The organism is Metabacillus sp. cB07 (assembly GCF_016839225.1).
In the GTDB taxonomy this organism is placed as follows: domain Bacteria; phylum Bacillota; class Bacilli; order Bacillales; family Bacillaceae; genus Bacillus_P; species Bacillus_P indicus.
The window spans coordinates 3,107,974-3,131,269 of the sequence record NZ_CP069296.1 but is presented as its reverse complement, the minus strand read 5'-3'; the positions used below and the strand labels follow the sequence as shown (position 1 = coordinate 3,131,269).

Annotated in this window: 23 protein-coding genes; 19 read left to right on the top strand and 4 right to left on the bottom strand. The window is 45.7% G+C overall.

The window, feature by feature from the left end; genetic code table 11:
* Positions 1 to 123: 123 nt before the first annotated feature.
* Together mbcS and JOJ89_RS16070 are read left to right on the top strand one after the other, a co-directional pair.
* The gene (gene mbcS, locus JOJ89_RS16075) at positions 124 to 1,701 is read left to right on the top strand and encodes an acyl-CoA synthetase MbcS (RefSeq protein ID WP_203288403.1); all 1,578 of its coding nucleotides are present in this window, start codon (positions 124 to 126) and stop codon (positions 1,699 to 1,701) included.
* Positions 1,702 to 1,795: 94 nt separating this feature from the next.
* On the top strand, positions 1,796 to 3,394 hold the full coding sequence (locus JOJ89_RS16070) for an amidohydrolase (RefSeq protein WP_203288401.1): 1,599 nt from the start codon (positions 1,796 to 1,798) through the stop codon (positions 3,392 to 3,394).
* Positions 3,395 to 4,595: 1,201 nt separating this feature from the next.
* Here JOJ89_RS16070 and JOJ89_RS16065 read toward each other — a convergent pair.
* On the bottom strand, positions 4,596 to 5,399 hold the full coding sequence (locus JOJ89_RS16065; RefSeq protein ID WP_029279090.1) for an NAD kinase: 804 nt from the start codon (positions 5,397 to 5,399) through the stop codon (positions 4,596 to 4,598).
* A 161-nt stretch (positions 5,400 to 5,560) separates the two neighbouring features.
* On the opposite strand from JOJ89_RS16065, the gene sppA reads away from it, so the two are divergent.
* From sppA to JOJ89_RS16015, 10 genes are all read left to right on the top strand, one after another.
* Positions 5,561 to 6,565 (top strand): signal peptide peptidase SppA, encoded by a 1,005-nt coding sequence (gene sppA / locus JOJ89_RS16060; RefSeq protein WP_203288399.1) that lies wholly within the window; start codon positions 5,561 to 5,563, stop codon positions 6,563 to 6,565.
* 15 nt (positions 6,566 to 6,580) lie between these two features.
* Entirely contained in the window at positions 6,581 to 7,102 is a 522-nt protein-coding gene (locus JOJ89_RS16055; RefSeq protein ID WP_051827225.1) for an RDD family protein, read from the top strand.
* An 87-nt stretch (positions 7,103 to 7,189) separates the two neighbouring features.
* On the top strand, positions 7,190 to 7,882 hold the full coding sequence (locus tag JOJ89_RS16050) for a DUF2953 domain-containing protein (RefSeq protein WP_203288387.1): 693 nt from the start codon (positions 7,190 to 7,192) through the stop codon (positions 7,880 to 7,882).
* A 15-nt stretch (positions 7,883 to 7,897) separates the two neighbouring features.
* Entirely contained in the window at positions 7,898 to 8,365 is a 468-nt protein-coding gene (gene ytfJ / locus JOJ89_RS16045) for a GerW family sporulation protein (RefSeq protein ID WP_029279096.1), read from the top strand.
* 133 nt (positions 8,366 to 8,498) lie between these two features.
* Positions 8,499 to 8,999, top strand: coding sequence for a thiol peroxidase (tpx, locus tag JOJ89_RS16040; protein WP_029279098.1), 501 nt, complete (start codon positions 8,499 to 8,501; stop codon positions 8,997 to 8,999).
* Between the two features lie 131 nt (positions 9,000 to 9,130).
* Positions 9,131 to 10,120: a class I SAM-dependent methyltransferase gene (locus JOJ89_RS16035; protein WP_203288385.1), complete on the top strand. Its 990-nt coding sequence runs from the start codon at positions 9,131 to 9,133 to the stop codon at positions 10,118 to 10,120.
* 243 nt (positions 10,121 to 10,363) lie between these two features.
* Positions 10,364 to 11,551, top strand: coding sequence for an acetate kinase (locus tag JOJ89_RS16030; protein WP_029279102.1), 1,188 nt, complete (start codon positions 10,364 to 10,366; stop codon positions 11,549 to 11,551).
* A gap of 107 nt (positions 11,552 to 11,658) precedes the next feature.
* Entirely contained in the window at positions 11,659 to 13,068 is a 1,410-nt protein-coding gene (locus JOJ89_RS16025) for a Na+/H+ antiporter NhaC family protein (protein WP_203288383.1), read from the top strand.
* A 71-nt stretch (positions 13,069 to 13,139) separates the two neighbouring features.
* Positions 13,140 to 13,994 (top strand): EcsC family protein, encoded by an 855-nt coding sequence (locus JOJ89_RS16020; protein ID WP_029279104.1) that lies wholly within the window; start codon positions 13,140 to 13,142, stop codon positions 13,992 to 13,994.
* Complete coding sequence (locus JOJ89_RS16015; RefSeq protein ID WP_029565821.1) at positions 13,981 to 14,496, top strand: MogA/MoaB family molybdenum cofactor biosynthesis protein; 516 nt, start codon at positions 13,981 to 13,983, stop codon at positions 14,494 to 14,496. The genes JOJ89_RS16020 and JOJ89_RS16015 overlap by 14 nt, the downstream gene beginning before the upstream one ends.
* Before the next feature lie 56 nt (positions 14,497 to 14,552).
* On the opposite strand, the gene JOJ89_RS16010 is transcribed toward JOJ89_RS16015, so the two are convergent.
* Positions 14,553 to 14,864 (bottom strand): hypothetical protein, encoded by a 312-nt coding sequence (locus JOJ89_RS16010; protein ID WP_029565820.1) that lies wholly within the window; start codon positions 14,862 to 14,864, stop codon positions 14,553 to 14,555.
* 188 nt (positions 14,865 to 15,052) lie between these two features.
* Here JOJ89_RS16010 and JOJ89_RS16005 point away from each other — a divergent pair, with 188 nt between their 5' ends.
* The 3 genes from JOJ89_RS16005 to JOJ89_RS15995 all read left to right on the top strand — a co-directional run bounded on the left by JOJ89_RS16005 (position 15,053) and on the right by JOJ89_RS15995 (position 17,884).
* Positions 15,053 to 16,264 (top strand): argininosuccinate synthase, encoded by a 1,212-nt coding sequence (locus JOJ89_RS16005; RefSeq protein WP_203288381.1) that lies wholly within the window; start codon positions 15,053 to 15,055, stop codon positions 16,262 to 16,264.
* Positions 16,261 to 17,634 (top strand): argininosuccinate lyase, encoded by a 1,374-nt coding sequence (gene argH / locus JOJ89_RS16000; protein WP_203288379.1) that lies wholly within the window; start codon positions 16,261 to 16,263, stop codon positions 17,632 to 17,634. The genes JOJ89_RS16005 and argH overlap by 4 nt, the downstream gene beginning before the upstream one ends.
* An 82-nt stretch (positions 17,635 to 17,716) precedes the next feature.
* Positions 17,717 to 17,884: a hypothetical protein gene (locus JOJ89_RS15995; RefSeq protein ID WP_158001618.1), complete on the top strand. Its 168-nt coding sequence runs from the start codon at positions 17,717 to 17,719 to the stop codon at positions 17,882 to 17,884.
* A 15-nt stretch (positions 17,885 to 17,899) separates the two neighbouring features.
* Here the strand turns inward: JOJ89_RS15995 and JOJ89_RS15990 are convergent, their stop codons facing one another.
* Positions 17,900 to 19,195 (bottom strand): cytosine permease, encoded by a 1,296-nt coding sequence (locus tag JOJ89_RS15990; RefSeq protein ID WP_203288377.1) that lies wholly within the window; start codon positions 19,193 to 19,195, stop codon positions 17,900 to 17,902.
* A gap of 141 nt (positions 19,196 to 19,336) precedes the next feature.
* Between JOJ89_RS15990 and JOJ89_RS15985 the strand changes: the two genes are divergently transcribed.
* Positions 19,337 to 20,095 (top strand): SDR family oxidoreductase, encoded by a 759-nt coding sequence (locus tag JOJ89_RS15985; RefSeq protein WP_029279115.1) that lies wholly within the window; start codon positions 19,337 to 19,339, stop codon positions 20,093 to 20,095.
* A gap of 217 nt (positions 20,096 to 20,312) precedes the next feature.
* Positions 20,313 to 21,431: an alanine dehydrogenase gene (gene ald, locus JOJ89_RS15980; protein WP_203288375.1), complete on the top strand. Its 1,119-nt coding sequence runs from the start codon at positions 20,313 to 20,315 to the stop codon at positions 21,429 to 21,431.
* A gap of 556 nt (positions 21,432 to 21,987) precedes the next feature.
* Here the strand turns inward: ald and JOJ89_RS21300 are convergent.
* On the bottom strand, positions 21,988 to 22,116 hold the full coding sequence (locus JOJ89_RS21300) for a hypothetical protein (protein WP_277987831.1): 129 nt from the start codon (positions 22,114 to 22,116) through the stop codon (positions 21,988 to 21,990).
* A 119-nt stretch (positions 22,117 to 22,235) separates the two neighbouring features.
* Between JOJ89_RS21300 and JOJ89_RS15975 the strand changes: the two genes are divergently transcribed.
* Both JOJ89_RS15975 and JOJ89_RS15970 read left to right on the top strand, forming a co-directional pair.
* Positions 22,236 to 22,916: a metal-dependent hydrolase gene (locus JOJ89_RS15975; protein WP_203288373.1), complete on the top strand. Its 681-nt coding sequence runs from the start codon at positions 22,236 to 22,238 to the stop codon at positions 22,914 to 22,916.
* Between the two features lie 87 nt (positions 22,917 to 23,003).
* Positions 23,004 to 23,237, top strand: a complete 234-nt coding sequence (locus JOJ89_RS15970; RefSeq protein WP_029566854.1) for a hypothetical protein — start codon at positions 23,004 to 23,006, stop codon at positions 23,235 to 23,237.
* The last annotated feature ends 59 nt before the right edge of the window (positions 23,238 to 23,296 follow it).

Below are 23,296 nucleotides of genomic sequence, written 5' to 3'. Positions count from 1 at the left end.
GGACACGGATTCCATCCGTGTCTTTTTTCATTTGCTTAAGAACACAAAGTTATTTTGTAATAATATTCAAAAATGTTAAATTATTATGTATAATCGAATAGAAAGTACAAGGAGGGGTCACTTATGCTGAGAGATGAACTAATTGCGCCAGAAATCTACAATTTGGTAGAAGAAGTTGAAAAACACGCAAAAGATGCAAACCGGGTAGCCCTTAAATGGGAAAATGAGCAGGGAGAAAAACAGGAACTTACATATGGACAGCTTCTTGATAGAGCGAATAGAATTGGAAGCGCTTTACTTAGTAAGGGTCTTACACAGGGAGATAAAATCCTTGTCATTATTCCGAGGTTTCCGGAAGCATATGCGGTTTACTTGGGAGCCCTTAAAGCAGGCTTTGTTGTCATACCAAGCTCAGAAATGCTGCGTACCAAGGATCTTCAATACCGAGTGACCCACGGAGATGTGAAAGCCATCATTTCCTACATAGATTTTACTGCAGAATGCAGCGGGATTCAGGAATATGACGGCCTGCACAAGTTTGCAGCCGGCGGAAAAGCAGAAGGCTGGTACAGCCTTGAAGAAGAGGCTGCCGGGCAATCAGGCGATCTCAAGGTGGCAGAAACAAAGAGGGACAGCCACGCTTTCTTGTCCTACACATCGGGAACAACGGGCAATCCAAAAGGCGTCGTTCATACGCACGGCTGGGCATTTGCCCATCTTAAAACCGCTGCAAGCAACTGGCTGAGTATTGAAGAGAATGATGTTGTCTGGGCAACGGCGGGGCCTGGCTGGCAAAAATGGATCTGGAGCCCGTTCTTATCGGTTCTTGGATCGGGGGCAACGGGACTTGTGTACAACGGACGCTTTGAACCTAAGAAGTACCTTCAGCTGCTTCAGGATTATAAAGTAAACGTACTTTGCTGTACACCTACAGAGTACCGCCTGATGGCCAAAGTGGACAATCTGAAGGATTATTCACTTCCTGAGCTCCACAGCGCCGTTTCAGCAGGAGAACCGCTCAACCGGGAAGTGATTGATACGTTCAGAAACTACTTCGGCATAGAAGTCAGAGACGGATATGGCCAGACAGAAAACACACTTCTTGTCGGCGTCATGAAGGGAATGCAGCTGAAACCCGGCTCTATGGGCATGCCGACGCCAGGCAACAAAGTGGAAATCATCAATGAGGACGGAGACATCTGTGCGGCCGGAGAAGTCGGCGACATCGCCGTGCATGTCGATACTCCCGCTCTTTTCAAAGAATACTACAAAGATGCCGAGCGGACTGCCATGCAGTTTAGAGGGGACTACTATATTACAGGTGACCGCGCCAGAAAAGATGAAGACGGCTACTTCTGGTTTGAAGGCAGAAGAGACGATATCATCATCAGCTCCGGCTATACAATCGGACCGTTTGAAGTCGAAGATGCGCTCGTCAAGCATCCTTTCGTCAAGGAATGCGCGGTTGTCGCAAGTCCGGATGAGCTTCGCGGAAGCATCGTAAAAGCATTTGTCGTGCTTCAGGAGGAAGTGGATGCTTCCTCACCGGATCTGATTCCTGCTCTTCAGGATCACGTAAAAGAACTGACTGCACCTTATAAATATCCGAGGAAGATTGAATTTGTCGAGGAACTGCCAAAAACGACGTCAGGCAAAATCAGACGGATTGAGCTCAGACAGCGAGAGCTTGCAGAAGCTTAAAATTTATGAAAACCAGACAGGAGCTCTCTGTCTGGTTTTTCCATGCTCTGAATGATACCATAGATTCAAATGAAAGAGCTGGAGGAATGAGAACGTGGGCACGCTTTGGTTCGGCGGAAAAATTTATACTTTAATAGAAGAAAGAGATACAGTTGAAGCGGTCTATACCGAAAAAGGCTACATTAAAGATACGGGGGATCTGGAAAAACTCCGGTCTTTGTATCCCGGGGCCAAAGAAATGAATTTAGGCGGACATACGATGCTGCCGGGATTTACAGACAGTCATATGCATGTGATTGGCCATGGAGAAAAACTGATGCACCTTGATTTTTCAGAAATGGCTTCTTCAGAGGAAGTGCTCGAAAGCTTGCGTGAGCGTGCAAAGACGATCCAGCACGGTGAGTGGATTATCGGAGAAGGGTTTAATGAAAACCAATTTCCTGACCGCAAAATTCTTCACAGGAGAGAGCTTGATGACATTTCGAATGTTCACCCCATCTTAATTAAACGTATTTGCCATCATGCTGTTATTGTGAATACAAAAGCTATGGAGCTGGCAGGTATTTCTTCAGAAACTCCTGACCCGGAAGGCGGCTTGATTGTCCGGGATGAACATGGCGATCCGACAGGCTATATGCATGATGGGGCCCAGGAGCTTGTTTTTCAGGCACAGCCGCAGGTTTCAAAGGAGTATTTACATAAAGCATTGCTGAAATCGATTGAGGACTGCCATAAAAAAGGTCTTGTTGGAGGACATACCGAAGATCTGTCATATTACGGCAGCCTGGAAAATGTTCTTGGCGCATTTGACTCCGTGATTAATGGAGAAAAGAAAACGTTTAGAGCGCATCTTCTTGTTCATCATCATATAACAGATGAATTTCAGCAAAAAGAGCGGTATTTGGGGCCGTTTATCGAATTTGGCGCAATGAAGCTGTTCGCCGATGGTGCACTTGGGGGAAGAACGGCTCTCTTAAGCGTGCCTTATGAAGATGATCCCGGAACAAATGGCGTCAGCATCCATTCAGAAGAAGGGCTTAACAGCCTGATTCAAAAAGCCAGAGGGTATGGCATGGAGGCAGCCATCCACACGATTGGCGACCTTGCATTTAAAAAAACACTGGATGCAATTGAGGCGAATCCGCCTGTCCAAAAGCATCAGCACGACAGGCTGATTCACGCCCAGATTCTGAGCGGAGAACTGATTGAACGTGTAAAGAAACTCCCGGTTATTCTGGACATTCAGCCCAGATTTTCATCAAGTGATTTTCCTTGGGTGATGGACCGCATCGGACGGGATAAAATAAAGTACTGCTACGCCTGGAAAACACTAATAAATGAAGGCGTGAATTGTGCAGGCGGATCAGATGCGCCGATTGAACCGATTGATCCCCTCCTTGGCATCTACTCGGCTGTAAAAAGAGAGAGCATTTACGACGGGCAGGTCTATCTTCCAGAAGAGAGATTGTCGGTATATGAAGCGGTAGAGTTATACACAAAAGGGAGCGCATATGCCGTGCATCATGAACATGAATACGGCTGCATCGCAAAAGGATACACCGCAGACTTCACCGTCCTGAGCAGGGATATCTTTGAAGAAGATGCCCTGCTTGAGACCGAAGTTGTTATGACGGTTGTTGATGATAGGGTAGTGTATGAGAAGAAGTCAATGAACGATTGCAAGATCATATAACAAGAAAAACGCCTGGCTTCCCGGGCGTTTTTTCATTGATGCTTTGCAGTTCAATCGCTTTATTAATTGAAAAAGGTTGCTATTCTCTCTCCGTTTGAAAAGACACCTGATGAAAAAAAGAGAAAAGTGAGCAGTAAAAAAGGGGTCCATTTCCATTCAATCTTCTTCCGGCAATACATGTTTGTCAATATGACTGTTGGAAAGTAAACCAAACCTGCCGCAGCGGTAATGAATAGAAAAGGAACCAATAATCCTTTTTCTAATGTTGGATCTAATGGATAGCCCAGAGCTTCACTGATATACAGGAAAAGTATAACAAATAAAACAAACATGTATTGAAAGAAGTAACCGAAGAGGAAATTGGAAACAGCGTGCAAAATGAATTTTGAAATTCCGTTCACCTTCCTGTAGTGGTTTATTTGGAATGGCAGGAAGCCAAAATAGTGCCCTATAAATTAACAGGATCAAAATATAGGGATGCAAAAAACAGAAGTGCCGTCCTATAAATTAGCAGGAGTAAAATATAGGGCAGTAAAAAGCGAAAATGCAGCCTTATAATTCAGCAGTATCAGAATATAGGGAAGCAAAAAGCGGAAATGCTGCCCTATAAATTAGTAAGAGCAGATTATAGGACAGCAAAGAGCCAAAATGCTGTCACATAAATGAGCAGGAGCAGAATATAGGGCAGCGAAAAAACAAAATAATACCCCGTATTTCATCAATCACGAAATACAGGGTAATAAAAACATAAGGTCAATCTGTCAATCTTCAGGAGCAAAATACAGAGTATCAGCTGTAAGTGCTCCTCGGCCAGCATGAGGCGATTCCGCTTTTCGTGGTGTCCAGCTCCATCGCCCAACTCCTCTGTCAGAACGGAACCGTCAGCAAAGGCAAAAAGCGCCTTTACCGCCGTTTCCTTATCTGACTCCCGGAGCTAAACGGGCGATTCCGCTTTTCGTGGTGTCCAGCTCCGCCTCCCAGCCCTTCCGTCAGAACAAAATCCCCCAAAAAGTCAAACCCGGACTTTTCCGGTGATTTCTTTTCTGCCTGTCAGGGCTAAACGGTCGGCTCCGCTTTTCGTGGTGTCCAGCTCCATCAGCCAACTCCTCTGTCAGAACGGAACCGTCGGCAAAGGCAAAAAGCGCCTTTACCGCCGTTTCCTTATCTGACTCCCGGAGCTAAACGGGCGTTTCCGCTTTTCTTATAAAAACGTCCGCTTCACTTTTTCCCAGAAGGAATTGTCTTTGAGTTTAACGGTTTTAATCATGGATGGGCTTAAGGAAAGCTCGACGTTCTCGACGTGGCGGATGCTCAGGGCATCGTTGTCCATGCCGATGACAGGGTGGTCATTGCCGTCCTGGACGATTTTCAGCGTAAGCTTTCTGTCTCCGCTCAAGATAAACGGGGAACCGAGTGTTCTGTATTTATTGTTGTTCAAAGAGGCAAGCTCGCTTACTTGCAGACATGGCAGAAGCGGGTCAACCACTGCTCCCTGAACGGATTTGTTATAGGCTGTGCTGCCTGTAGGCGTAGAGATGATCATGCCGTCCCCTCTGAACGTTTCAAAGTGAAGGTCATCAATAAAGACGTCGATAACAAACGTTTTAATGATGCCGGAGCGGATGGAGCATTCGTTTAGGCACTGGAAGGATGTGTGTCCGTCAACGGTTACATTTAAGAGTGGATAACGTCTTACCTCCACTTGAGCTTCCCTCATGGCGTCAATCATCTTATCTGTTTCTTCGATTTTAAAGTCACAGTAAAGGCTTACAGTTCCTTTTACGGAAATTCCTGCATACAGGCAGTCCTCTCTGAATCCGGTTTTTCTGACAGCCTGAAGGAATGTGCCGTCCCCGCCGATGCTGACAATGATGTTAGCCTGTTTTGCATCCTGCACGACTGTAAATCCATTTTCGGAAGCGAGGGAAGTAAGCCCTTCCACTTTATGTACTAAATCATCCTGTTTTTTGTAGAAAAAGTAAACATTGCGCCGATTATCTGTCATGGTGATCCTCCTTAATGTTGGAAAAGTTACACAATCCTAGAAAATGGTGTTACAATACTTTATGGTGTTTAGTTTACCATTTTCGGCTTGAATATTAAAATAATTGCACGTGCCGGGCTAATGTTTTTCGGCCTGCAGAAACTGTTTTAGGAGGAATCAGCATGAATGGGAAACGATGGGGGGCACTTGTCACCGCAGCTGTTCTTTTCGGGGTATCCGTTGTGATCAGCTTGACAAGTATGGCTTTGGCCAACAGCAATGCCTTTACAGATGCACTTTCAGCAAACGAAGAATTTGCAGAAACGGTGCTTGAAGCAGGAAATGAATCAGACAAAATCGTCGTCCTTGAAGTGAACGGCGTGATTCAGGATACAGGTGAAAATGTGACGTCTTTTTTTGAGACGGCAGGCTACAATCATCAGCAGTTCCTGAAAATGATCGATGCTGCAGCAGAAGACAACAATGTCCGCGGCATTATGCTCAAAGTGAATTCTCCGGGCGGAGGAGTTGTGGAGAGTGCGGAAATACATAAACATTTAATGGATGCAAAAGAAAAGCATGACAAAAAGATCTATGTGTCAATGGGAACAACAGCCGCCTCAGGAGGCTATTATATCTCTGCCCCGGCAGACAAAATCTACGCAGCCCCTGATACTTTAACCGGTTCGCTTGGCGTCATCATGCAGGGAGTGAATTACAGCGGCCTTGCTGAGAAATATGGCGTGAAGTTCGAAACGATCAAGAGCGGGGAGTTTAAAGATATCATGTCTCCTTCCAGGGAAATGACATCCGAAGACCGCAAAATCCTTCAGGCAATGGTTGATAATGCGTACAGCGGATTTGTCGATGTTATTGCCGGCGGGCGCGGGATGTCGGATGCAGAAGTAAGAAAAATTGCAGACGGCCGTATTTATGACGGACGCCAGGCAAAAGAGCTGAACTTGATTGATGAACTCGGATACTCTGATGATGCGTTAAAAGGCATGAAAAAAGATTTGAAGATCGACGGTGCACAGGTAGTCGAGTATGAAACGAATGCCGGGCTTGATTCACTGCTTTCACTTGGCGCAACAAAAGTGTTCAGCGAGGAATTTGAGCTGATGGGCTTATACCGTTTCTTCTCGCAGTCGAATTCACCAAGAATGATGTATTTGTACTCAGAATAAAAGGAGGGTTTGCAGATGGATGCTACGTTTGAAGAAAACAGCCAAACCCGGGAGCAGCCTCTTTATCGCCAAGAAGAAATGGACGTCCACTATGCCGGCTTCTGGCTTAGATTCTGGGCTTATTTGATCGATATTATTGTCATTTGGAGCATCAACCGGATTGTCTTTCATCCGCTTTTTACATGGCTGGATATACCAGTATCGAAAACGTTCATTTTTTCTCCGATTGCGATTTGTTCCGCCGCTGTCTTTTACGCGTATTTTGTCCTGATGACGAAATTTCTCGGGCAAACTCTCGGTAAAATGGTGCTTGGGCTGAAAGTGATTTCCGTCAAACAGGAAGAACTGACATGGAGCACTGTTCTGTTTAGAGAGTTTATCGGGCGATTTATTTCAAAGTTTACGTGGATCGGCTACGCTGTCGCAGCATTCACTCCAAAGAAACAGGGAGTGCACGATTTGTTTGCAGATACAGCCGTTGTAACTGAATATTTGAGAAAAAGCGAAAGAATCCTTGCTCCGGCAGGGACAGAATAAGTTTTGACCAAGATAAACCTGCATCCGCCGCAGGTTTATTTTTTTTTGCCGAGGACGATACTGGAGGATTGAAAGGATGTGACAGGGGTGGCCTGGATCTGGATTTGCGCTATTGCACTTATTCTTTTATTTACGCTTATCTTATTTATGAAAATAACGATTATCGCTGATATCAGGCACGTAGGGCACGATGATGAAATAAGCCTGAAATTCAGGGCTTTTTTCGGACTGCTGAAATACACCTATAAAATTCCTTTAATTAAAGTAGATCCTGATGGGCCGAACCTGCTGCTGAAAAAAGAAAAAGCAGTTGGCGAAAACAAGAAGCCTAAGAACAGTGACGAAAAAGTTTCTCCTGATGATATGATGACGAGCATAAAGGATCTGAAGGAACTGACCGAGCATATTGTGCATCTGCATGCGATCGTGAAACGGTTTCTCGCCAATATTTCCATCACGAAGTTTGAGTGGCGGTCTGAGATAGGTACAGGTGACGCCGCTGAAACAGGTTTCCTTATTGGGCCCGGGTGGACGTTAAAAGGAGCGGCTCTCGGCATCATCAGCCACTATATGAAACTGAAGAATCGGCCCATTCTTTCAATTGAGCCGAATTTTTATCAAAAGAGCTCAAAAACGATGCTTTCATGTATGCTCCACTTTCGAACAGGGCATGCTATGTTGGCGGGACTGCGCCTGCTCAAATACTGGAGAGGCGGACGTCCAACTTTACGGGATCAGCAGTTTTCTTTTTTGTCCAAGAAAAAGAACACACCAGCTTAAAGGAGGAACCTTTTTATGAGTGATCATCCAATTCAGGGCCTGATGAAGACGGCTATGGAAAATCTTAAGCAGATGATTGATGTCAATACAATCATCGGCGACCCTGTCGAAACACCTGACGGAAGCGTCATTTTGACCGTCTCGAAGGTTGGTTTCGGTTTTGCAGCAGGGGGCAGTGAGTTTAATGGAACGGGTATTGAAGAAAAGAATACCGGCGGAACAGCAGGCGGTCAGCACGACCACCATAAACATCCATTTGGCGGCGGAAGCGGCGGCGGAGTTTCCATCACGCCGATTGCCTTTCTCATTGTCGGCCACAATGGAATCAAAATGCTTCATTTAGATGAAAGCACACACCTGTACGAACGCATTCTTGATACGGCTCCACAGGCAGTGGAAAAAATTCAGGGAATCTTCAAAAAGAACAAAAATGATCACAGCCACACTGGCCATCAGCAGCAAAAAGATGATTTTGATATTTAAGCCCGGACGCCCGTCATAGGATGACAGGCGTTTTTTTTGCTGTAATTTGGGAAAAGATGCCCTTTTCCGTTGCAAACAGCGCCTGATTCAGGCTATATTTACACTGTACATATTTTCGGAGGAGGAATAGTAAATGGCATCTATTACATTCAAGCAAAATCCGGTAACACTTATCGGAAACGAGGTAAAAGCCGGGGATACAGCTCCAAATTTCACAGTGCTTGCCAATGATCTATCAGAAGTTTCACTGTCCGATTCAAAAGGACAAGTACGCATTCTTTCTGTCGTTCCTTCTATCGACACAGGTGTTTGTGATGCACAGACACGCCGTTTTAATGAAGAAGCTTCAAAAATTGACAACCTGAAAGTACTGACTGTCAGCGTCGACCTTCCATTTGCGCAAAAGCGCTGGTGCGCAGCTAACGGCATTGAAAATGTCCAAACTGTATCAGACCACCGCGACCTTTCATTTGGCGAAGCATACGGCGTACACATCCAAGAGCTAAGACTTCTTGCGAGAGCAGTATTCGTTGTCGACAGCAATGACAAAGTAACGTATGTAGAATACGTGAGCGAAGCAACGAACCACCCTGACTATGATGCTGCAATCGAAGCGGCTAAAGCTGCCAACTGATTAGTGTTCTTGAGAACCTCTTGCCCTTTCGGCAGCGAGGTTCTTTTTTATGAAGCCCAGGCAATCCTGCTTGAATTATCACCTCCTGATGAGTAGAATGAGGGATACGAACCATGAAGGAGGAAACGACCATGCAAGCCGTTTCGAATGTTGAAAAGCTGTTCACGATGATGAATGAATCAGCCGAGATTATTTCAAAAGAATGCAACCTTACATATATTGAAGCCGTAGCGGAAACCGGCGAAAATCTTTTCCAGAATGAAGTCCTGCAAGATGAGATGAGCGAGGTCACGAAAAAGAACCTTGCAAAAAAATATGAACAGGCAAACATCTCTTCCTTCCAAAAGGAAGAGATCCGCAAAGCCTTTCAGCTTGTTATTTTAAAGGGCCTTAAAGATGGCGCCCATGCCAATCACCAGATGACTCCGGATACAGTCGGGCTGTTTACAGGCTATTTGGTAAACAAGTTTGCAGCCGGGGAAAAGAACATTTCGATTCTTGATCCTGCTGTGGGGACAGGCAACCTTCTCACAGCCGTTCTTAACCATATTGGCGGGGAGGATGTGCTGAGCTACGGTGTGGAAGTGGATGACCTCCTGATTAAGCTTGCCTATTTGAATGCCAATCTTGGAGAGCATACTGTTCAGTTTTATAACCAGGATTCTCTTGAGCCGCTCTATGTAGATCCGGTAAATTACGTCATCTGCGATTTGCCTGTAGGGTATTATCCAAATGATGTCGGTGCAGACAAATTCACATTAAAAGCAGACAGCGGGCATTCCTATTCCCATCACCTGTTTATTGAGCAGAGTCTGAACTATACAAAACCGGGCGGCTATCTTTTCTTTATTGTGCCGAATCATCTTTTTGAGTCTGCAGAAGCGCCGAAACTGAAAGCATACTTAAAGGATCACGCTATTGTTCAGGGGCTTTTGAAACTGCCGCAAACCCTCTTTAAAGACAAGCAGCATGAGAAAAGCCTGTTTATTCTTCAAAAGAAAGGCGAAGGTGTTTCTGCACCGAAGCACGCCATGCTTGCCGAGCTGCCGAGCTTCTCCGATAAAGCAGGCATGCAGTCCATTATGAAGCAGCTTGACGGCTGGTTTAAAGAAAATAAATAACATTCAGGAACCGCTCCAGCGCGGTTCTTTTTTATGTCTGACAACACGAAAAGTCAGAATTAAATGAATATGAACTGTAAACGATTGCAGGTGTGAATTGCACTTGAAATGTCTGACATGCAATGTTTAAATGAGAAAGGCAGATAATATTCGGGTTCATTTGTAAAGAATAAAGAAGAGTTGATTTTCTTTATTTTTTTAATACACAATCGTGTTTTTATATAAAAAGGAGCGGTAACCATTATGGCAAAAGTAATTGCAATTAATGCAGGGAGCTCTTCATTGAAGTTCCAGTTGTTTGAAATGCCTGCAGAGACAGTGCTGACAGCAGGTCTTGTAGAACGCATCGGGCTAGATAATGCTGTATTCACCATTTCTGTGAATGGAGAAAAGCAAACAGAAACAACGGAGATTCCAGATCACGCAGTGGCTGTTAAAATTCTTCTCTCTAAGCTGACAGACCTTGGCATCATTCAATCGCTAGATGAAATTGAAGGAATCGGACACCGTGTTGTTCACGGAGGCGAAAAGTTTGATGATTCTGTCCTGATTACACCGGAAACACTTGCACAAATTGAAGAGCTTTCAGAGCTTGCTCCTCTTCACAATCCGGCAAACGTTGTCGGAATCAAAGCATTTAAAGAAGTGCTTCCAAATGTGCCGGCTGTAGCCGTTTTTGACACTGCTTTTCATCAGACAATGCCTGACCAGTCTTTCCTTTACAGTCTTCCATACGAGTACTATGAAAAGTTCGGCATCCGCAAATACGGATTCCATGGCACGTCGCATAAATATGTATCAGAAAGAGCGGCTGAGCTTCTTGGCCGTCCGATTGAGCAGCTTCGCCTGATTTCATGCCACTTAGGAAACGGCGCAAGCATCGCTGCTATTGAGGGCGGAAAGTCTATTGATACTTCTATGGGCTTCACACCTCTTGCAGGTGTTGCGATGGGTACGCGTTCAGGGAACATTGACCCTGCCCTTATCCCGTTCATCATGGAAAAAACAGGACACTCAGCTATCGAAGTGCTTGATATCTTGAACAAAAAGAGCGGACTGCTAGGTATTTCCGGACTTTCTTCAGACCTTCGCGACATAACTAAGGCTGCTGAAGAAGGAAACGACCGTGCAAGAACGTCCCTAGAAGTGTTTGCAAGCAGAATTCATAAATACATCGGTTCTTATGCAGCGCGCATGTCCGGTGTAGATGCGATCATCTTTACGGCAGGAATCGGGGAAAACAGCATTGATATTCGTGAGCGCGTTCTTCGCGGCCTTGAATTCATGGGTGTTTACTGGGATCCTTCGCTGAACCAGGTGCGCGGTGAAGAGGCGTTTATCAGCTACCCTCACTCGCCGGTTAAAGTCATGATCATTCCTACAAATGAAGAAGTGATGATTGCACGCGACGTAGAGCGCATTGCAAAATAATGAAACGCAAAAGGCAGCCGGCATAAACGGCTGTCTTTTTTTGCGCAATTAATGGCCATTATAGGCAATACTAAGCAGAAATGTCATGCAAAAGGAGAGCGCCAATCATGGAGTATGCCTGGCTTTCACTTGTACCGTTTCTCATCGTTATTGCTTTTTCCATTTGGCTGAAGGAAATCCTGCCCGGACTTGTAGCGGGTCTTATCGTCGGCTCTTATCTTGTAAAGCCTGAACTGCTTGGAGGGCTTGAACAGGTCTTGAAGTATGTATTGAAAACACTTGAAGATGATACAAACATTCAGATTATCGGGTTTCTCTATTTGTTCGGGGGACTTGTCGGCATGATGAAAATCTCCGGAGGCATCAAAGGTTTTTCAGAATGGGTAGGCAAAAGGGTCAAATCAGAAAGAGGTCTTTTAAGCATGATCTGGCTGTCTTTGCCTTTTACGTTTATGATGCCGATGTTCAGGATCATGATGATCGGTCCTGTCATTAAATCGCTTATGGAAAAAAGCGAGCTTTCAAGACAAAAAGTTGGATTTACAATGGATGTTTCAACAGCCTCAACCATTGTTCTCCTGCCGGCGGGAACGGCCTTTACGGGATTCATGCTGTCACTCGTAGAAGGGGGAATTGAGCGGAATCAGCTCGATCTTCCGCCGTATCAAATCTATCTCCAGAGTATCCCGTTTAACTTTTTTGCCATCGCAATGCTGGTTCTTGGTCTTGTCAGCACATTTAAAAAACCGAAGAAGAAGCAGGATGAAAAGAAAGAAGCGGCGGAGGAACATCCCTATCATGGTGTCGGGCTTAAGAAAGAGCTTGAACAAGTAGAGGCTCAGCCTTGGCACTTGATTGTGCCTTTATTCTTCCTGCTGGGTCTGTCGATGTTTCTGCTGTGGCAGGACGGGACGGAAAAAGGGGCAAAGTCCCTTTTTCAGGCATTTGCAAAAGCGGATGCCACATTTGTCATGCTGCTTGCTGTGTTTTTAACACTCGTTCTGACATTTGTGTTTTACAGCATAAGACGCGTGCCGCTGAAAGAAACGCTCTATCACTTTTACGACGGAGGCAACCAGCTGATGCAGGCAATCATTCTTTTGATCCTTGTGTGGGCATTGTCTCTTTCTGCAGAAGATATCGGGTTTTCAGATTTTATCAGTTCAACGCTTGGAGATGTCCTGCCGGCTGCATTCGTCCCGGCCATCATTTTTTTGCTTGGTTCAGCAGTAGGATATTTCATCGGATCATCCTGGGGGACGTGGGGGTTGTTTATGCCTCTTGGAATGACTCTCGCAGCTGCTTCAGGAGCATCACTGCCTTTGACAGTCGGGGCGGTTTTTGCAAGCGGGGCGTTTGGGGCCATGACATCTCCGCTTGGTGATACCACGATTACTACGGCATCCATTTTGGAAATGCCGGTTGTATCCTACGCAAGGTATAAATTGAAATTTACCGCAGTCGGATGCGCTGCAGCTGCGGTCATGTATGCATGTGCGGGTTTCTTTCTTAAATAACAGATCCTCATGCACGGAGCGTTCCCTGTGATATAATAAGGAAAACAATGGAGATTTACAGGAGGCTGAACATGGCGCTAACTAAACGTGAAACCGCCTTGCTTTTAGAAATCAAAAGATGGGAAGATTCCATGCGGGAGGATCTTCGCTCAGATTTTGGACGGACATACGACAAGTGGCTGAACCGGAAACTGAATCAGCTGCCGGGGCCGCTGAAAGAGAAATTTTTCGGCAAACTGGATGATATTTTGTTTCATCTGCATGCGTTTATCCAAAATTCTCATGTGCAGCAGGATGCCCGCCAGCAGCTACTAATGACGGCAAAGACGTTTCATGAAGAAATCGATCAGATAGAGGATTTAAAGAAACTGTCTGTAGATCAGCTGCATTATTTATCCGAACTGCAGCTGTCAAAGCACAGGCTTTATTCGTTCGTTCAGGGAGGCCTCGCTGGTACTGGCGGACTTTTGCTGATGGGCATTGATCTCCCCGCCCAAATGCTGCTTAACCTGCGGGCCGTTCAAATGACGGCACTCAGCTATGGATATGAAGTGAACACCCCTTATGAAATGATGACTTCCTTAAAAGTTTATCATGCTGCCATTTTGCCTAAGCACCTGAGGTATGAGCAATGGACTTCCCTTAAGGAAGAATTGCAGGACAGCGAGAGCCATCCGTTCTTTTATGAAGGGGAAGACGTGTTTGCCAATCAGGCGACACTTGATCATCTTGTGAAGCAGCTTGTCAAAGTATCAGCGATATCGATGCTGAGAAAAAAAATGATCGGCGGCATCCCATTGATCGGAATGGCGATTGGGGCCGGAGTGAACTACCAGATGACACGCCAGATCACGGAGTTTGCCCATCAGTATTACAGATACAGGCTCCTGCTTGAAAAGAAGGATTCAGATCATGAGTTTGATTGAACATAAAAAGAAGGATTCCGCTCCAATCTCCTGTAAAGTGATCACGGTCAGCGATACGAGAACAACTGATACCGACAAGAGCGGACAGCTCATTCATTCTCTTTTACAGGAAGCGGGCCATCACATAGCGGAGTACGAAATTGTGCCTGATGAAGAAATGCTCATAAAGAGTGCAGCGGTCAGCGGCTGTAAAGCCCCGGGCATAGATGCGGTCTTAATCAGCGGCGGAACCGGCATCGCAAAGAGAGATGTCACAATCGAAGCTGTTTTAAGCATCATTCAAAAAGAACTTCCGGGATTCGGCGAGATCTTCCGCATGCTCAGCTATCAGGAAGACATCGGTTCAGCCGCCATCTTGAGCAGGGCGGCCGCAGGAACCGCCGACAATACAATTATTTTCTCCATGCCCGGCTCAACCGGCGCAGTCAAACTTGCAATGGAGAAGCTCATTTTGCCGGAGCTTGGGCATATTGTGAAAGAATTAAAGAAAGATCTTGGATAAAAAACCATCGCCTTTAAGGCAGATGGTTTTTTTGTATGTTTATTTAAAACTGTTTCTCAAGTATGCATCCTCTCAGACACGTGCTGATTCTGCCTGAACCACAGCCAGAGGTCATTGATGACAGATGCGTGCTCTGAGATTTCAGAATTCAGCCTGCAGGAAACAGTAAAGTCATCCTCTGAATCGAGTGCTGCCTGCTTCTGGTTTATGACCGTTTCAATTGCTGCAATCTGATCGGGTATATGGCCGCGGATATTTTCCCACTGCATAAGAATGGATTCCTGTTCCTGCTTCGTAAGCTTCTCCCACTCCACTTCAATCCTTGGGATATAGATTCCCAGACGGCTGCTGAATTCAAAGTGCTTCATCTTGATTCCCCCGTACGCATGATTTTCTTCCATTTTACATGAGGGCTGTATACAATTCACGAAAATATCATAAAAACTTTTAAGAAATGTATTGAAAAACAGCTGATAACTTGTTAAAGTGATAGTTATTAAAATGAATTAATATAAATCTAAATTAATATTTATACATCCGAGAGGGGAAATAAAAGATGGTTGAAAATAAAAAAGTAGTTCTTGCCTATTCAGGCGGATTAGATACGTCAGTTGCAGTTAAATGGCTTCAGGATCAAGGATATGAAGTTGTGGCCTGCTGCCTGGACGTTGGGGAAGGAAAAGATCTGGCGTTTGTTCAAAGCAAAGCCCTTCAGGTCGGCGCTTCAAAATCGTATGTGATTGATGCAAAAAAAGAATTTGCAGATGAATATGCACTAGCTGCCTTGCAGGCACATGCTCTGTACGAAGGGAAGTATCCGCTTGTATCCGCGCTGTCCCGTCCGCTCATTGCCAAAAAACTTGTAGAAGTTGCTGAACAGGAGGGGGCTGTAGCTGTAGCCCACGGCTGCACAGGAAAAGGAAACGACCAGGTGCGGTTTGAAGTATCCATCAAAGCACTGAATCCTGACCTTGAAGTGCTTGCGCCGGTTCGTGAGTGGAGCTGGTCGCGGGAAGAGGAAATCCAATATGCCATGGACAACAACATTCCGATCCCGGTCAATCTTGACAGCCCGTACTCAATTGACCAGAACTTATGGGGAAGAAGCAATGAATGCGGCGTTTTAGAGGATCCGTGGGCAGCTCCGCCGGAAGGAGCCTATGATCTGACAAACGCGCTGGAACATACACCTGACACGCCTGAAATCATTGAAATTGGATTTGAAAAAGGGGTTCCTGTTACGTTAAATGGCGTTTCCTACCCGCTTGCTGATCTGATTCTTCATTTAAACACAGTTGCCGGCAATCATGGAGTCGGACGGATTGACCATGTTGAAAACCGCCTTGTGGGCATCAAATCCCGTGAAGTGTATGAATGCCCTGCAGCCATGACGCTGATCAAAGCTCATAAAGAGCTTGAGGATCTGACGCTTGTTAAAGAAGTGGCCCACTTTAAACCGGTCATTGAAATGAAGCTGACAGAACTGATTTACAACGGTCTTTGGTTCTCGCCGCTTAAAGATGCGCTGATGGGCTTCCTGAAAGAAACGCAGGAATATGTGACAGGAACAGTCCGTGTCAAATTGTTTAAAGGGCATGCCATTGTAGAAGGAAGAAAGTCGGAGTATTCCCTTTATGATGAAAAGCTTGCAACTTACACAACCGAAGATTCCTTTGACCACGGGGCTGCAGTCGGATTTATTTCGCTGTATGGACTTCCGACAAAAGTAAGCAGCATGGTGCAGGGGAAAAAGAAGGTGAATGTATGAAAAAGCTGTGGGGAGGCCGTTTTCAAAAAACACCCGAGAAATGGGTAGATGAGTTTGGCGCATCTATTTCATTTGATCAAGAGCTTGTCTTTGAAGACATTCAGGGCAGCCTCGCACATGTTCATATGCTTGGCGAATGCGGGATCCTTTCCCTTGAAGAAGCAGAGCAGATTAAATCCGGTCTGCTTCTTCTGAAAGAAAAAGCTGAAAAAGGAGAGCTTTCTTTTTCAGTGGATTATGAAGATATCCATCTGAATCTTGAGAAACTGCTGATTGATGAGATTGGTCCAGTCGGAGGCAAGCTTCACACAGGGAGAAGCAGAAATGACCAAGTGGCGACGGACATGCACTTGTATCTGAAAAACCATGTGAACGAAATTGCCGGACTGATCTCTGCGTTTCAGGAAACGCTTCTCAAGCAGGCGAAAGAAAATGTTGAGACCATTCTTCCAGGGTATACACATCTTCAAAGAGCGCAGCCGATTTCATTTGCCCATCACCTTCTTGCCTATTTTTGGATGCTTGAGCGGGACAAACAGCGCTTCTCGGAATCCTTGAAGCGGATCAGTCTTTCTCCGCTTGGCTGCGGTGCTCTCGCAGGCACAACTTTTCCAATTGACCGCAAGCTGACTGCTGAGCTTCTGGAGTTTGACGGCATTTATGAAAATAGTCTTGACGGAGTAAGCGACCGGGATTTCATTGTTGAGTTTTTGAGCAACAGCTCAATCATGATGATGCATCTGTCCCGTCTTTGTGAAGAATTGATTCTCTGGTGCAGCCAGGAATTTCAGTTTGTCGAACTTGATGACACCTATGCAACCGGCAGTTCCATGATGCCTCAGAAGAAAAATCCGGATATGGCCGAACTGATCCGCGGAAAAACGGGACGGGTCTACGGCAATCTGTTCGCTTTGCTCACAACGTTAAAGGGTCTTCCGCTTGCATACAACAAAGATATGCAGGAAGACAAAGAGGGCATGTTTGATGCAGTACGCACGGTTGAAGGCAGTCTGCAGATCTTCACAGGAATGATCGGGACACTCAAGGTCAAAGCAGAAAAAATGAAGAAAGCGACAACGGAGGATTTTTCAAATGCGACCGAGCTTGCCGATTATCTTGCTAAAAAAGGCATGCCTTTCCGTGAAGCGCACGAAGTGGTCGGAAAGCTTGTGTATACGTGCATCCAAAAAGGCATCTACTTAAAAGATCTCCCGCTTGCCGAATACAAAGAAGCATCTGATTTATTTTCAGAAGATCTGTTTGAAGCAATTGATCCTTACACCGCCATTGCAAAGAGAATCAGTGATGGCGGCACCGGTTTTTCAAAAGTAAAGGAAGCGCTGCTTAAGGCCGAAGACGCTCTGTCATAAAGAAGATATTACCATCGTATTTCCTCCCCATTTCACAAACGATAACAGGGAACACAATCAGGTGACAGGGAGCTGAAAGAAGATGGGAAAAGAAAAGGATCCTAAAAACCATTCTGCCTACTTCGATTACGAAGGAGAAAATGAAACGTCTCAATTAATTACTGAAGCGTATTCAAGCGGAGTCGTAGAGCAGCAATATGAGCAAAACTTCCTGCAGGAAAATCTGCAGCCGAGAGAAGAATCAGAGTAAACAAAAAAAGTCATCTCAGGATGACTTTTTTTGTCCTTTCAGCAAAGCGGTGTAAAGCACCAGTGTAAAAATGAAAGAAACAAACCCGGGGGACAAAAATTCCGGAATGATCCAATAAAACGCAATGCCGCAGAGGATGGCCGCTGCTCCTTTCCCGTTAAGCTTTCGTACATGCAATTCCCTGCTCTTTAGCTGCACGTATGTAAATTCAGCAATAATAACAGCAGACAGCGGGACGATGGCAGAGCCCATCCATGAAATAAAGGAGGATGCTTCTGTCACTAAAGAGGGCATTGTGCTGCATGCGACAGCGGCTGTGCCGAACAGGACAGCACTCTTCAGTCTTCCAAGCGAAGGGAAAATATTCAGCAGACTGAAAGCCCCTGTATACGCATTGTTTAAATTGATGGAAAACATGGACAATATGGAACAGAGCAGAATGACAGATACAAGCGTCACCGAGTCTGTCAGTGCACTCGCTGAAATGAAGGGATTAAGCTCCCCGAAATGTGCCGCACTGTAAGCGCCGAAAAATGCGGTCAGGATAAATCCAAATAGATTGCCGGCATAGAGTCCAAAGAATCCCTGCTTTGGAGACTTTGCGTATCTTGCCATATCAGCAGAAGCACTGACACCTGAAATATACTGGACAAACACGAGGCTCGCATAAAAAGCCATTGCAGGCAGAGATGATGAAGAATATTCCGGCACACTCGGCGATGATAAGAGAGCAGGATCTGCAGTAAAATATAAATAAACCATAACGGCCTGCCCCGCAAGAAGGAATGGCAGGAAGTACTTTGTCATCCGCTTGACGGCATCAAACCCGGCTGCAGCGACAGCAGCCATGAAAATCCCAAGAAGCACGGCAGTAAGAGCAAAATGAGGGGAAAAAGAAAAATAGCGCTTGCAGATTTCTATGATCATAAACGTTCCGCCAATCGTTTGTACGCAAAACCAGTAAAGAGAGGTCAGTGTTCTGACCGGCGATGAAAAAAAACGCGCTCCGCTGACGCCGATATACGATCTCATTGCATATTGGGCAGGAATTCCGTGAACTGAGCCGGGCAGCGAAAGCAGAGACACAAATAAAAAGGCCAATGCAGCTCCAATGACTGTGGAGACTGCTGCCTGCATAACAGACAGGCCTCCTTCCATGACGGCCAGAGCAGGAAGAAGGAAATTCCCTGCATTCACCGAAAAAGATAATTGAATCAGAAAGTAATCAAACCATGATGTGCTGCGGAGCTCCTTTGGAACAGCTTCCAGACCGAAACGTTCCATTTTTGACCGTACTGCAGGTTGAGACATATGTATTCCGCCTTTTTTAAAAGTGAACGCACCGTGAAAAACATTCAGCGCAGATAAGATTATTGTAAGATTCCTTTCTGTTCAATACAATGGAAAAGAAGCAGCATTACATTTCCCGGACCACCGAGGAGGATTTTGCCATTGAGACACGCAATTATTACAGCCGGTTCCAAAGGACTGGGACGAAAAGTGACGGAAATCTTCCTTGAGAAAGGCTATTCCGTTACGGTCAATTACCGCAGCGATGAAGATGCTGTGCTGCAGCTAAAAGAAAAATATGCGCACATAAGTGAACGCATGCTTTTTTTGAAAGGCGATGTCACAAAAAAAGATGATCTCATAAAGCTTGCTGATGAAACTCTCAGCACATTCGGCCGGATTGACTGCTTAATCAATAATGCAGGGCCATACATATTTGAGCGCAAGAAGCTTGCAGACTATGAAGATGATGAGTGGTATGAAATGATTGAAGGCAACCTGAGCGCGGTCTTTCATCTTTTCAAAAAAGTGATACCGGTCATGAGACAGCAGCAGTACGGACGGATCATCACCTACGGATTTCAGGGAGCTGAATCATCATCCGGCTGGCTCCACCGTTCTGCTTTCAGCGCAGCGAAAACAGGACTTGCTTCTCTGACAAAGACAATTGCCATTGAAGAAGCGGAGAATGGCATTACTGCGAACATGATTTGCCCGGGCAATATTGTGGGAGAGATGAAGGAAGCTTCCATCCATGAGTCGAGAAAAACACCTGATTCAGAAACGCCTGTAGGCAGATCCGGCACCGGAGAAGATATCGGCAGGCTCATCTCCTTTTTGTGCGAGGAAGATTCTGACATGATCACTGGAGCCATCGTTGAAGCTTCAGGGGCAGTCAACGTGCTGAGCCGAAGACAATAAGAGAAACCCCGGAGATTCCGGGGTTTTTTGTATGTGTTTTTTATTGGGGGGCTGAGGGAACGGGAGTGACACTGAAGACTCCGCATGCCTGAAGAAGAGCACGTTCAGATGCGCACATTTAGCAGGAATGGATTTCCAAATTTCGTGTGTTTCCATATACTAAAGAAAGGAAATACTTATAGCAGAAACGGAATGTAATGGCACAGGAGGAAGATGTATGAAAATCGGCATCCCCAAGGAAGTTAAAAATAATGAAAACCGTGTTGCTATGACCCCGGCCGGCGTTGTTCACCTCGTTCAGGCAGGACATGAAGTCTATATTGAACAAAATGCAGGCGAAGGATCAGGTTTTCCCGATCACCAGTATACAGAAGCAGGGGCGAAAATTGTTTCTTCCCCTGAAGAAGCCTGGTCTATGGAAATGGTGATGAAGGTAAAAGAGCCGCTGCCTTCTGAATATCAGTATTTCCGCGAAGACCTCATCCTGTTTACCTATTTGCATCTTGCAGCAGAACCTGAGCTGACGCGCGCTTTGATCGATCGGAAGGTCACAGGTATTGCGTATGAAACGGTCCAGCTCCCAAACCGGTCCCTGCCGCTGCTGACGCCAATGAGTGAAGTGGCCGGCAGAATGGCTTCACAAATCGGTGCACAGTTTTTAGAAAAAACGAAAAGCGGAAAGGGAATCCTGCTTTCAGGAGTTCCTGGAGTCAAGCGCGGAAAAGTTGCCATCATCGGCGGAGGAGTAGCAGGCACAAATGCTGCGAAAATTGCGGTCGGACTCGGGGCAGATGTAACGATGCTTGATGTGAATCCGGAACGGCTCCGCCAGCTTGATGATATTTTCGGAAAAGAAATCTCCACGCTGATGTCGAATCCTTTCAATATCGCGTACGCTGCGGCCCAGTCAGATCTAGTGATCGGTGCGGTCCTCATCCCTGGGGCACGGGCCCCGAAGCTCGTGACAGAAGAGATGGTCCAGAGCATGACGCCCGGTTCTGTGATTGTTGATATCGCCATCGATCAGGGAGGCATCTTTGCAACAACCGACAGAATCACGACTCACGATCATCCTACGTATGAAAAGCACGGGGTCCTCCATTATGCGGTGGCAAATATGCCGGGAGCGGTGCCGCGGACCTCGACAATCGCGCTGACAAACGTGACCGTCCCATATGCGGTGCAGATTGCTAACAAAGGGTACAAAAAAGCATGCCTTGAAAATGAGCCGCTTTTAAAAGGCGTTAACACGCTGAAGGGATTTGTCACATACGAAGCAGTCGCAGAAGCGCATTCATTAACTTACTCGGATGCAAGAGCTCTTCTTGGTGAATAAATGGGATGCGGGCTTGAAAGGCCCGTATCTTTTTTTTGTGGTTCAGCAAGGTTTTGCAGGACGAGGGGAGTAGAGCCTTCAAGAGCTGTATGCAATCGTTTTGATGGCACTGAACAGCAGGAATAGAACCCTCAAGAGCAGCCGTAAGCATTTTGATGGCACTGAACAGCAGGAATAGAACCCTCAAGAAGCGGTCGTAAGCATTTTGATGGCACTGAACAGCAGGAATAGAACCCTCAAGAAGCGGTCGTAAGCATTTTGATGGCACTGAAAGCCAGGAATAGAACCCTCAAGAGCAGCCTGGAGCCTATTTGGTGGCACTGAACAGCAGGAATAGAACCCTCAAAATCAGCCGTAAGAGTTTTGATGGTACTGAACGCCAGGAATAGAACCCTCAAAATCAGCCGTAAGAGTTTTGGTGGTACTGAACAGCAGGAATAGAACCCTCAAAATCAGCCGTAAGCATTTTGATGGCACTGAACCGGAGGATAAGAACCCTCAAAATCAGGCGTAAGCGTTTTGATGGCACTGAACAGGAGGATAAGAACCCTCAAAATCAGGCGTAAGCGTTTTGATGGTACTGAAAGCCAGGATAAGAACCCTCAAAATCAGCCGTAAGCGTTTTGATGGCACTGAACAGCAGGATAAGAACCCTCAAGAGCAGCCGGAACCATTTTGATGGCACCAAACACCCTCCATCTCAAAAAAAGAAGTCTCTCAAACCTATTCGGCCGTACCCTCACATTCGACAGCCCCCTCTATTTTTAGTACGATAAAACTATCAATTAAATGGGAGTGAGAGACATGAACGTTTCATACCATGGCCATTCTGTTGTACAGATTAAAACGGATCAGCACACGATTATCATTGACCCATTCATTAACGGGAACGGTCAGACGGACCTGAAAACGGATGATTTGAAAGTGGATGTGATTTTGCTTACACACGGACACAATGATCATGTTGGCGACACCATCGAACTTGCAAAGAAAAATAATGCGCTTGTTGTGGCGCCGTTTGAACTTGCTACATATTTGGGATGGAAGGGTCTTAACGTTCATCCGATGCACATTGGAGGATCTTACACATTTGATTTTGGCACGGTCAAGCTGACTCAGGCTTTCCACGGCTCGAGCTATGAGGAAGAGGGAGAAAAAATCGTTTATACTGGTATGCCTGCGGGAATTCTCTTTAAACATGACGGGAAAACAGTCTATCACGCAGGAGACACAGGTCTTTTTTCTGATATGAAGCTTCTCGGGGAACTGGAAGAGATTGATCTTGCGTTTCTGCCGATCGGCGATAATTTTACAATGGGGCCGGAGGATGCAGCCATAGCAGCAAAATGGATCAAGGCAAAAACCGTCGTTCCAATGCACTACAATACATTTCCAGTAATTGAGCAGAATCCACAGGATTTTGTGGACAGCCTCCCTGGGAAAATGGGAAAAGTCATGAAAGCGGGAGACTCTATTAAACTATAATCACCATCAAAAATGCAGGCAATGCCTGCATTTTTTTCATGAATGCGCATAAAATGAACCAAGCTGTTTTAAAAGGAGCTGGTTAATATGCGTATTGTCTATTTGCTGCTGGCGGGGGCCATGCTGTTTTATGCACTGCCAAGACTGGATATCTCAAGTGCAAATCCTCTTGAAAGCCTGTTTTCTCTCATCTGGATTCTGTTTGCTCTCTTTGCTGCAGGCGGAAATTTAACGGGTCTGATGTATGCACCGAAAAAACACAAAGCAAAACAGGCGCAAGTGCGCAGGATGAAAGTAAGACAGCGTGCAGCGGCGCGTTGATATAAAGCGGTCTCACCCTTATAATAGAAAAAGAAAGAATGGCTGATAAAAAAGGGTGA

Excerpts from the sequence above, each read along its gene's own strand:
- mbcS (WP_203288403.1), top strand. The coding sequence starts at position 124 with ATGCTGAGAGATGAACTAATTGCGCCAGAAATCTACAATTTGGTAGAA.
- JOJ89_RS16065 (WP_029279090.1), bottom strand. The coding sequence starts at position 5,399 with ATGACAGATAATCGGCGCAATGTTTACTTTTTCTACAAAAAACAGGAT.
- sppA (WP_203288399.1), top strand. The coding sequence starts at position 5,561 with ATGAATGGGAAACGATGGGGGGCACTTGTCACCGCAGCTGTTCTTTTC.
- JOJ89_RS16055 (WP_051827225.1), top strand. The coding sequence starts at position 6,581 with ATGGATGCTACGTTTGAAGAAAACAGCCAAACCCGGGAGCAGCCTCTT.
- ytfJ (WP_029279096.1), top strand. The coding sequence starts at position 7,898 with ATGAGTGATCATCCAATTCAGGGCCTGATGAAGACGGCTATGGAAAAT.
- tpx (WP_029279098.1), top strand. The coding sequence starts at position 8,499 with ATGGCATCTATTACATTCAAGCAAAATCCGGTAACACTTATCGGAAAC.
- JOJ89_RS16035 (WP_203288385.1), top strand. The coding sequence starts at position 9,131 with ATGCAAGCCGTTTCGAATGTTGAAAAGCTGTTCACGATGATGAATGAA.
- JOJ89_RS16030 (WP_029279102.1), top strand. The coding sequence starts at position 10,364 with ATGGCAAAAGTAATTGCAATTAATGCAGGGAGCTCTTCATTGAAGTTC.
- JOJ89_RS16025 (WP_203288383.1), top strand. The coding sequence starts at position 11,659 with ATGGAGTATGCCTGGCTTTCACTTGTACCGTTTCTCATCGTTATTGCT.
- JOJ89_RS16020 (WP_029279104.1), top strand. The coding sequence starts at position 13,140 with ATGGCGCTAACTAAACGTGAAACCGCCTTGCTTTTAGAAATCAAAAGA.
- JOJ89_RS16015 (WP_029565821.1), top strand. The coding sequence starts at position 13,981 with ATGAGTTTGATTGAACATAAAAAGAAGGATTCCGCTCCAATCTCCTGT.
- JOJ89_RS16010 (WP_029565820.1), bottom strand. The coding sequence starts at position 14,864 with ATGAAGCACTTTGAATTCAGCAGCCGTCTGGGAATCTATATCCCAAGG.
- JOJ89_RS16005 (WP_203288381.1), top strand. The coding sequence starts at position 15,053 with ATGGTTGAAAATAAAAAAGTAGTTCTTGCCTATTCAGGCGGATTAGAT.
- argH (WP_203288379.1), top strand. The coding sequence starts at position 16,261 with ATGAAAAAGCTGTGGGGAGGCCGTTTTCAAAAAACACCCGAGAAATGG.
- JOJ89_RS15995 (WP_158001618.1), top strand. The coding sequence starts at position 17,717 with ATGGGAAAAGAAAAGGATCCTAAAAACCATTCTGCCTACTTCGATTAC.
- JOJ89_RS15990 (WP_203288377.1), bottom strand. The coding sequence starts at position 19,195 with ATGTCTCAACCTGCAGTACGGTCAAAAATGGAACGTTTCGGTCTGGAA.
- ald (WP_203288375.1), top strand. The coding sequence starts at position 20,313 with ATGAAAATCGGCATCCCCAAGGAAGTTAAAAATAATGAAAACCGTGTT.
- JOJ89_RS15975 (WP_203288373.1), top strand. The coding sequence starts at position 22,236 with ATGAACGTTTCATACCATGGCCATTCTGTTGTACAGATTAAAACGGAT.
- JOJ89_RS15970 (WP_029566854.1), top strand. The coding sequence starts at position 23,004 with ATGCGTATTGTCTATTTGCTGCTGGCGGGGGCCATGCTGTTTTATGCA.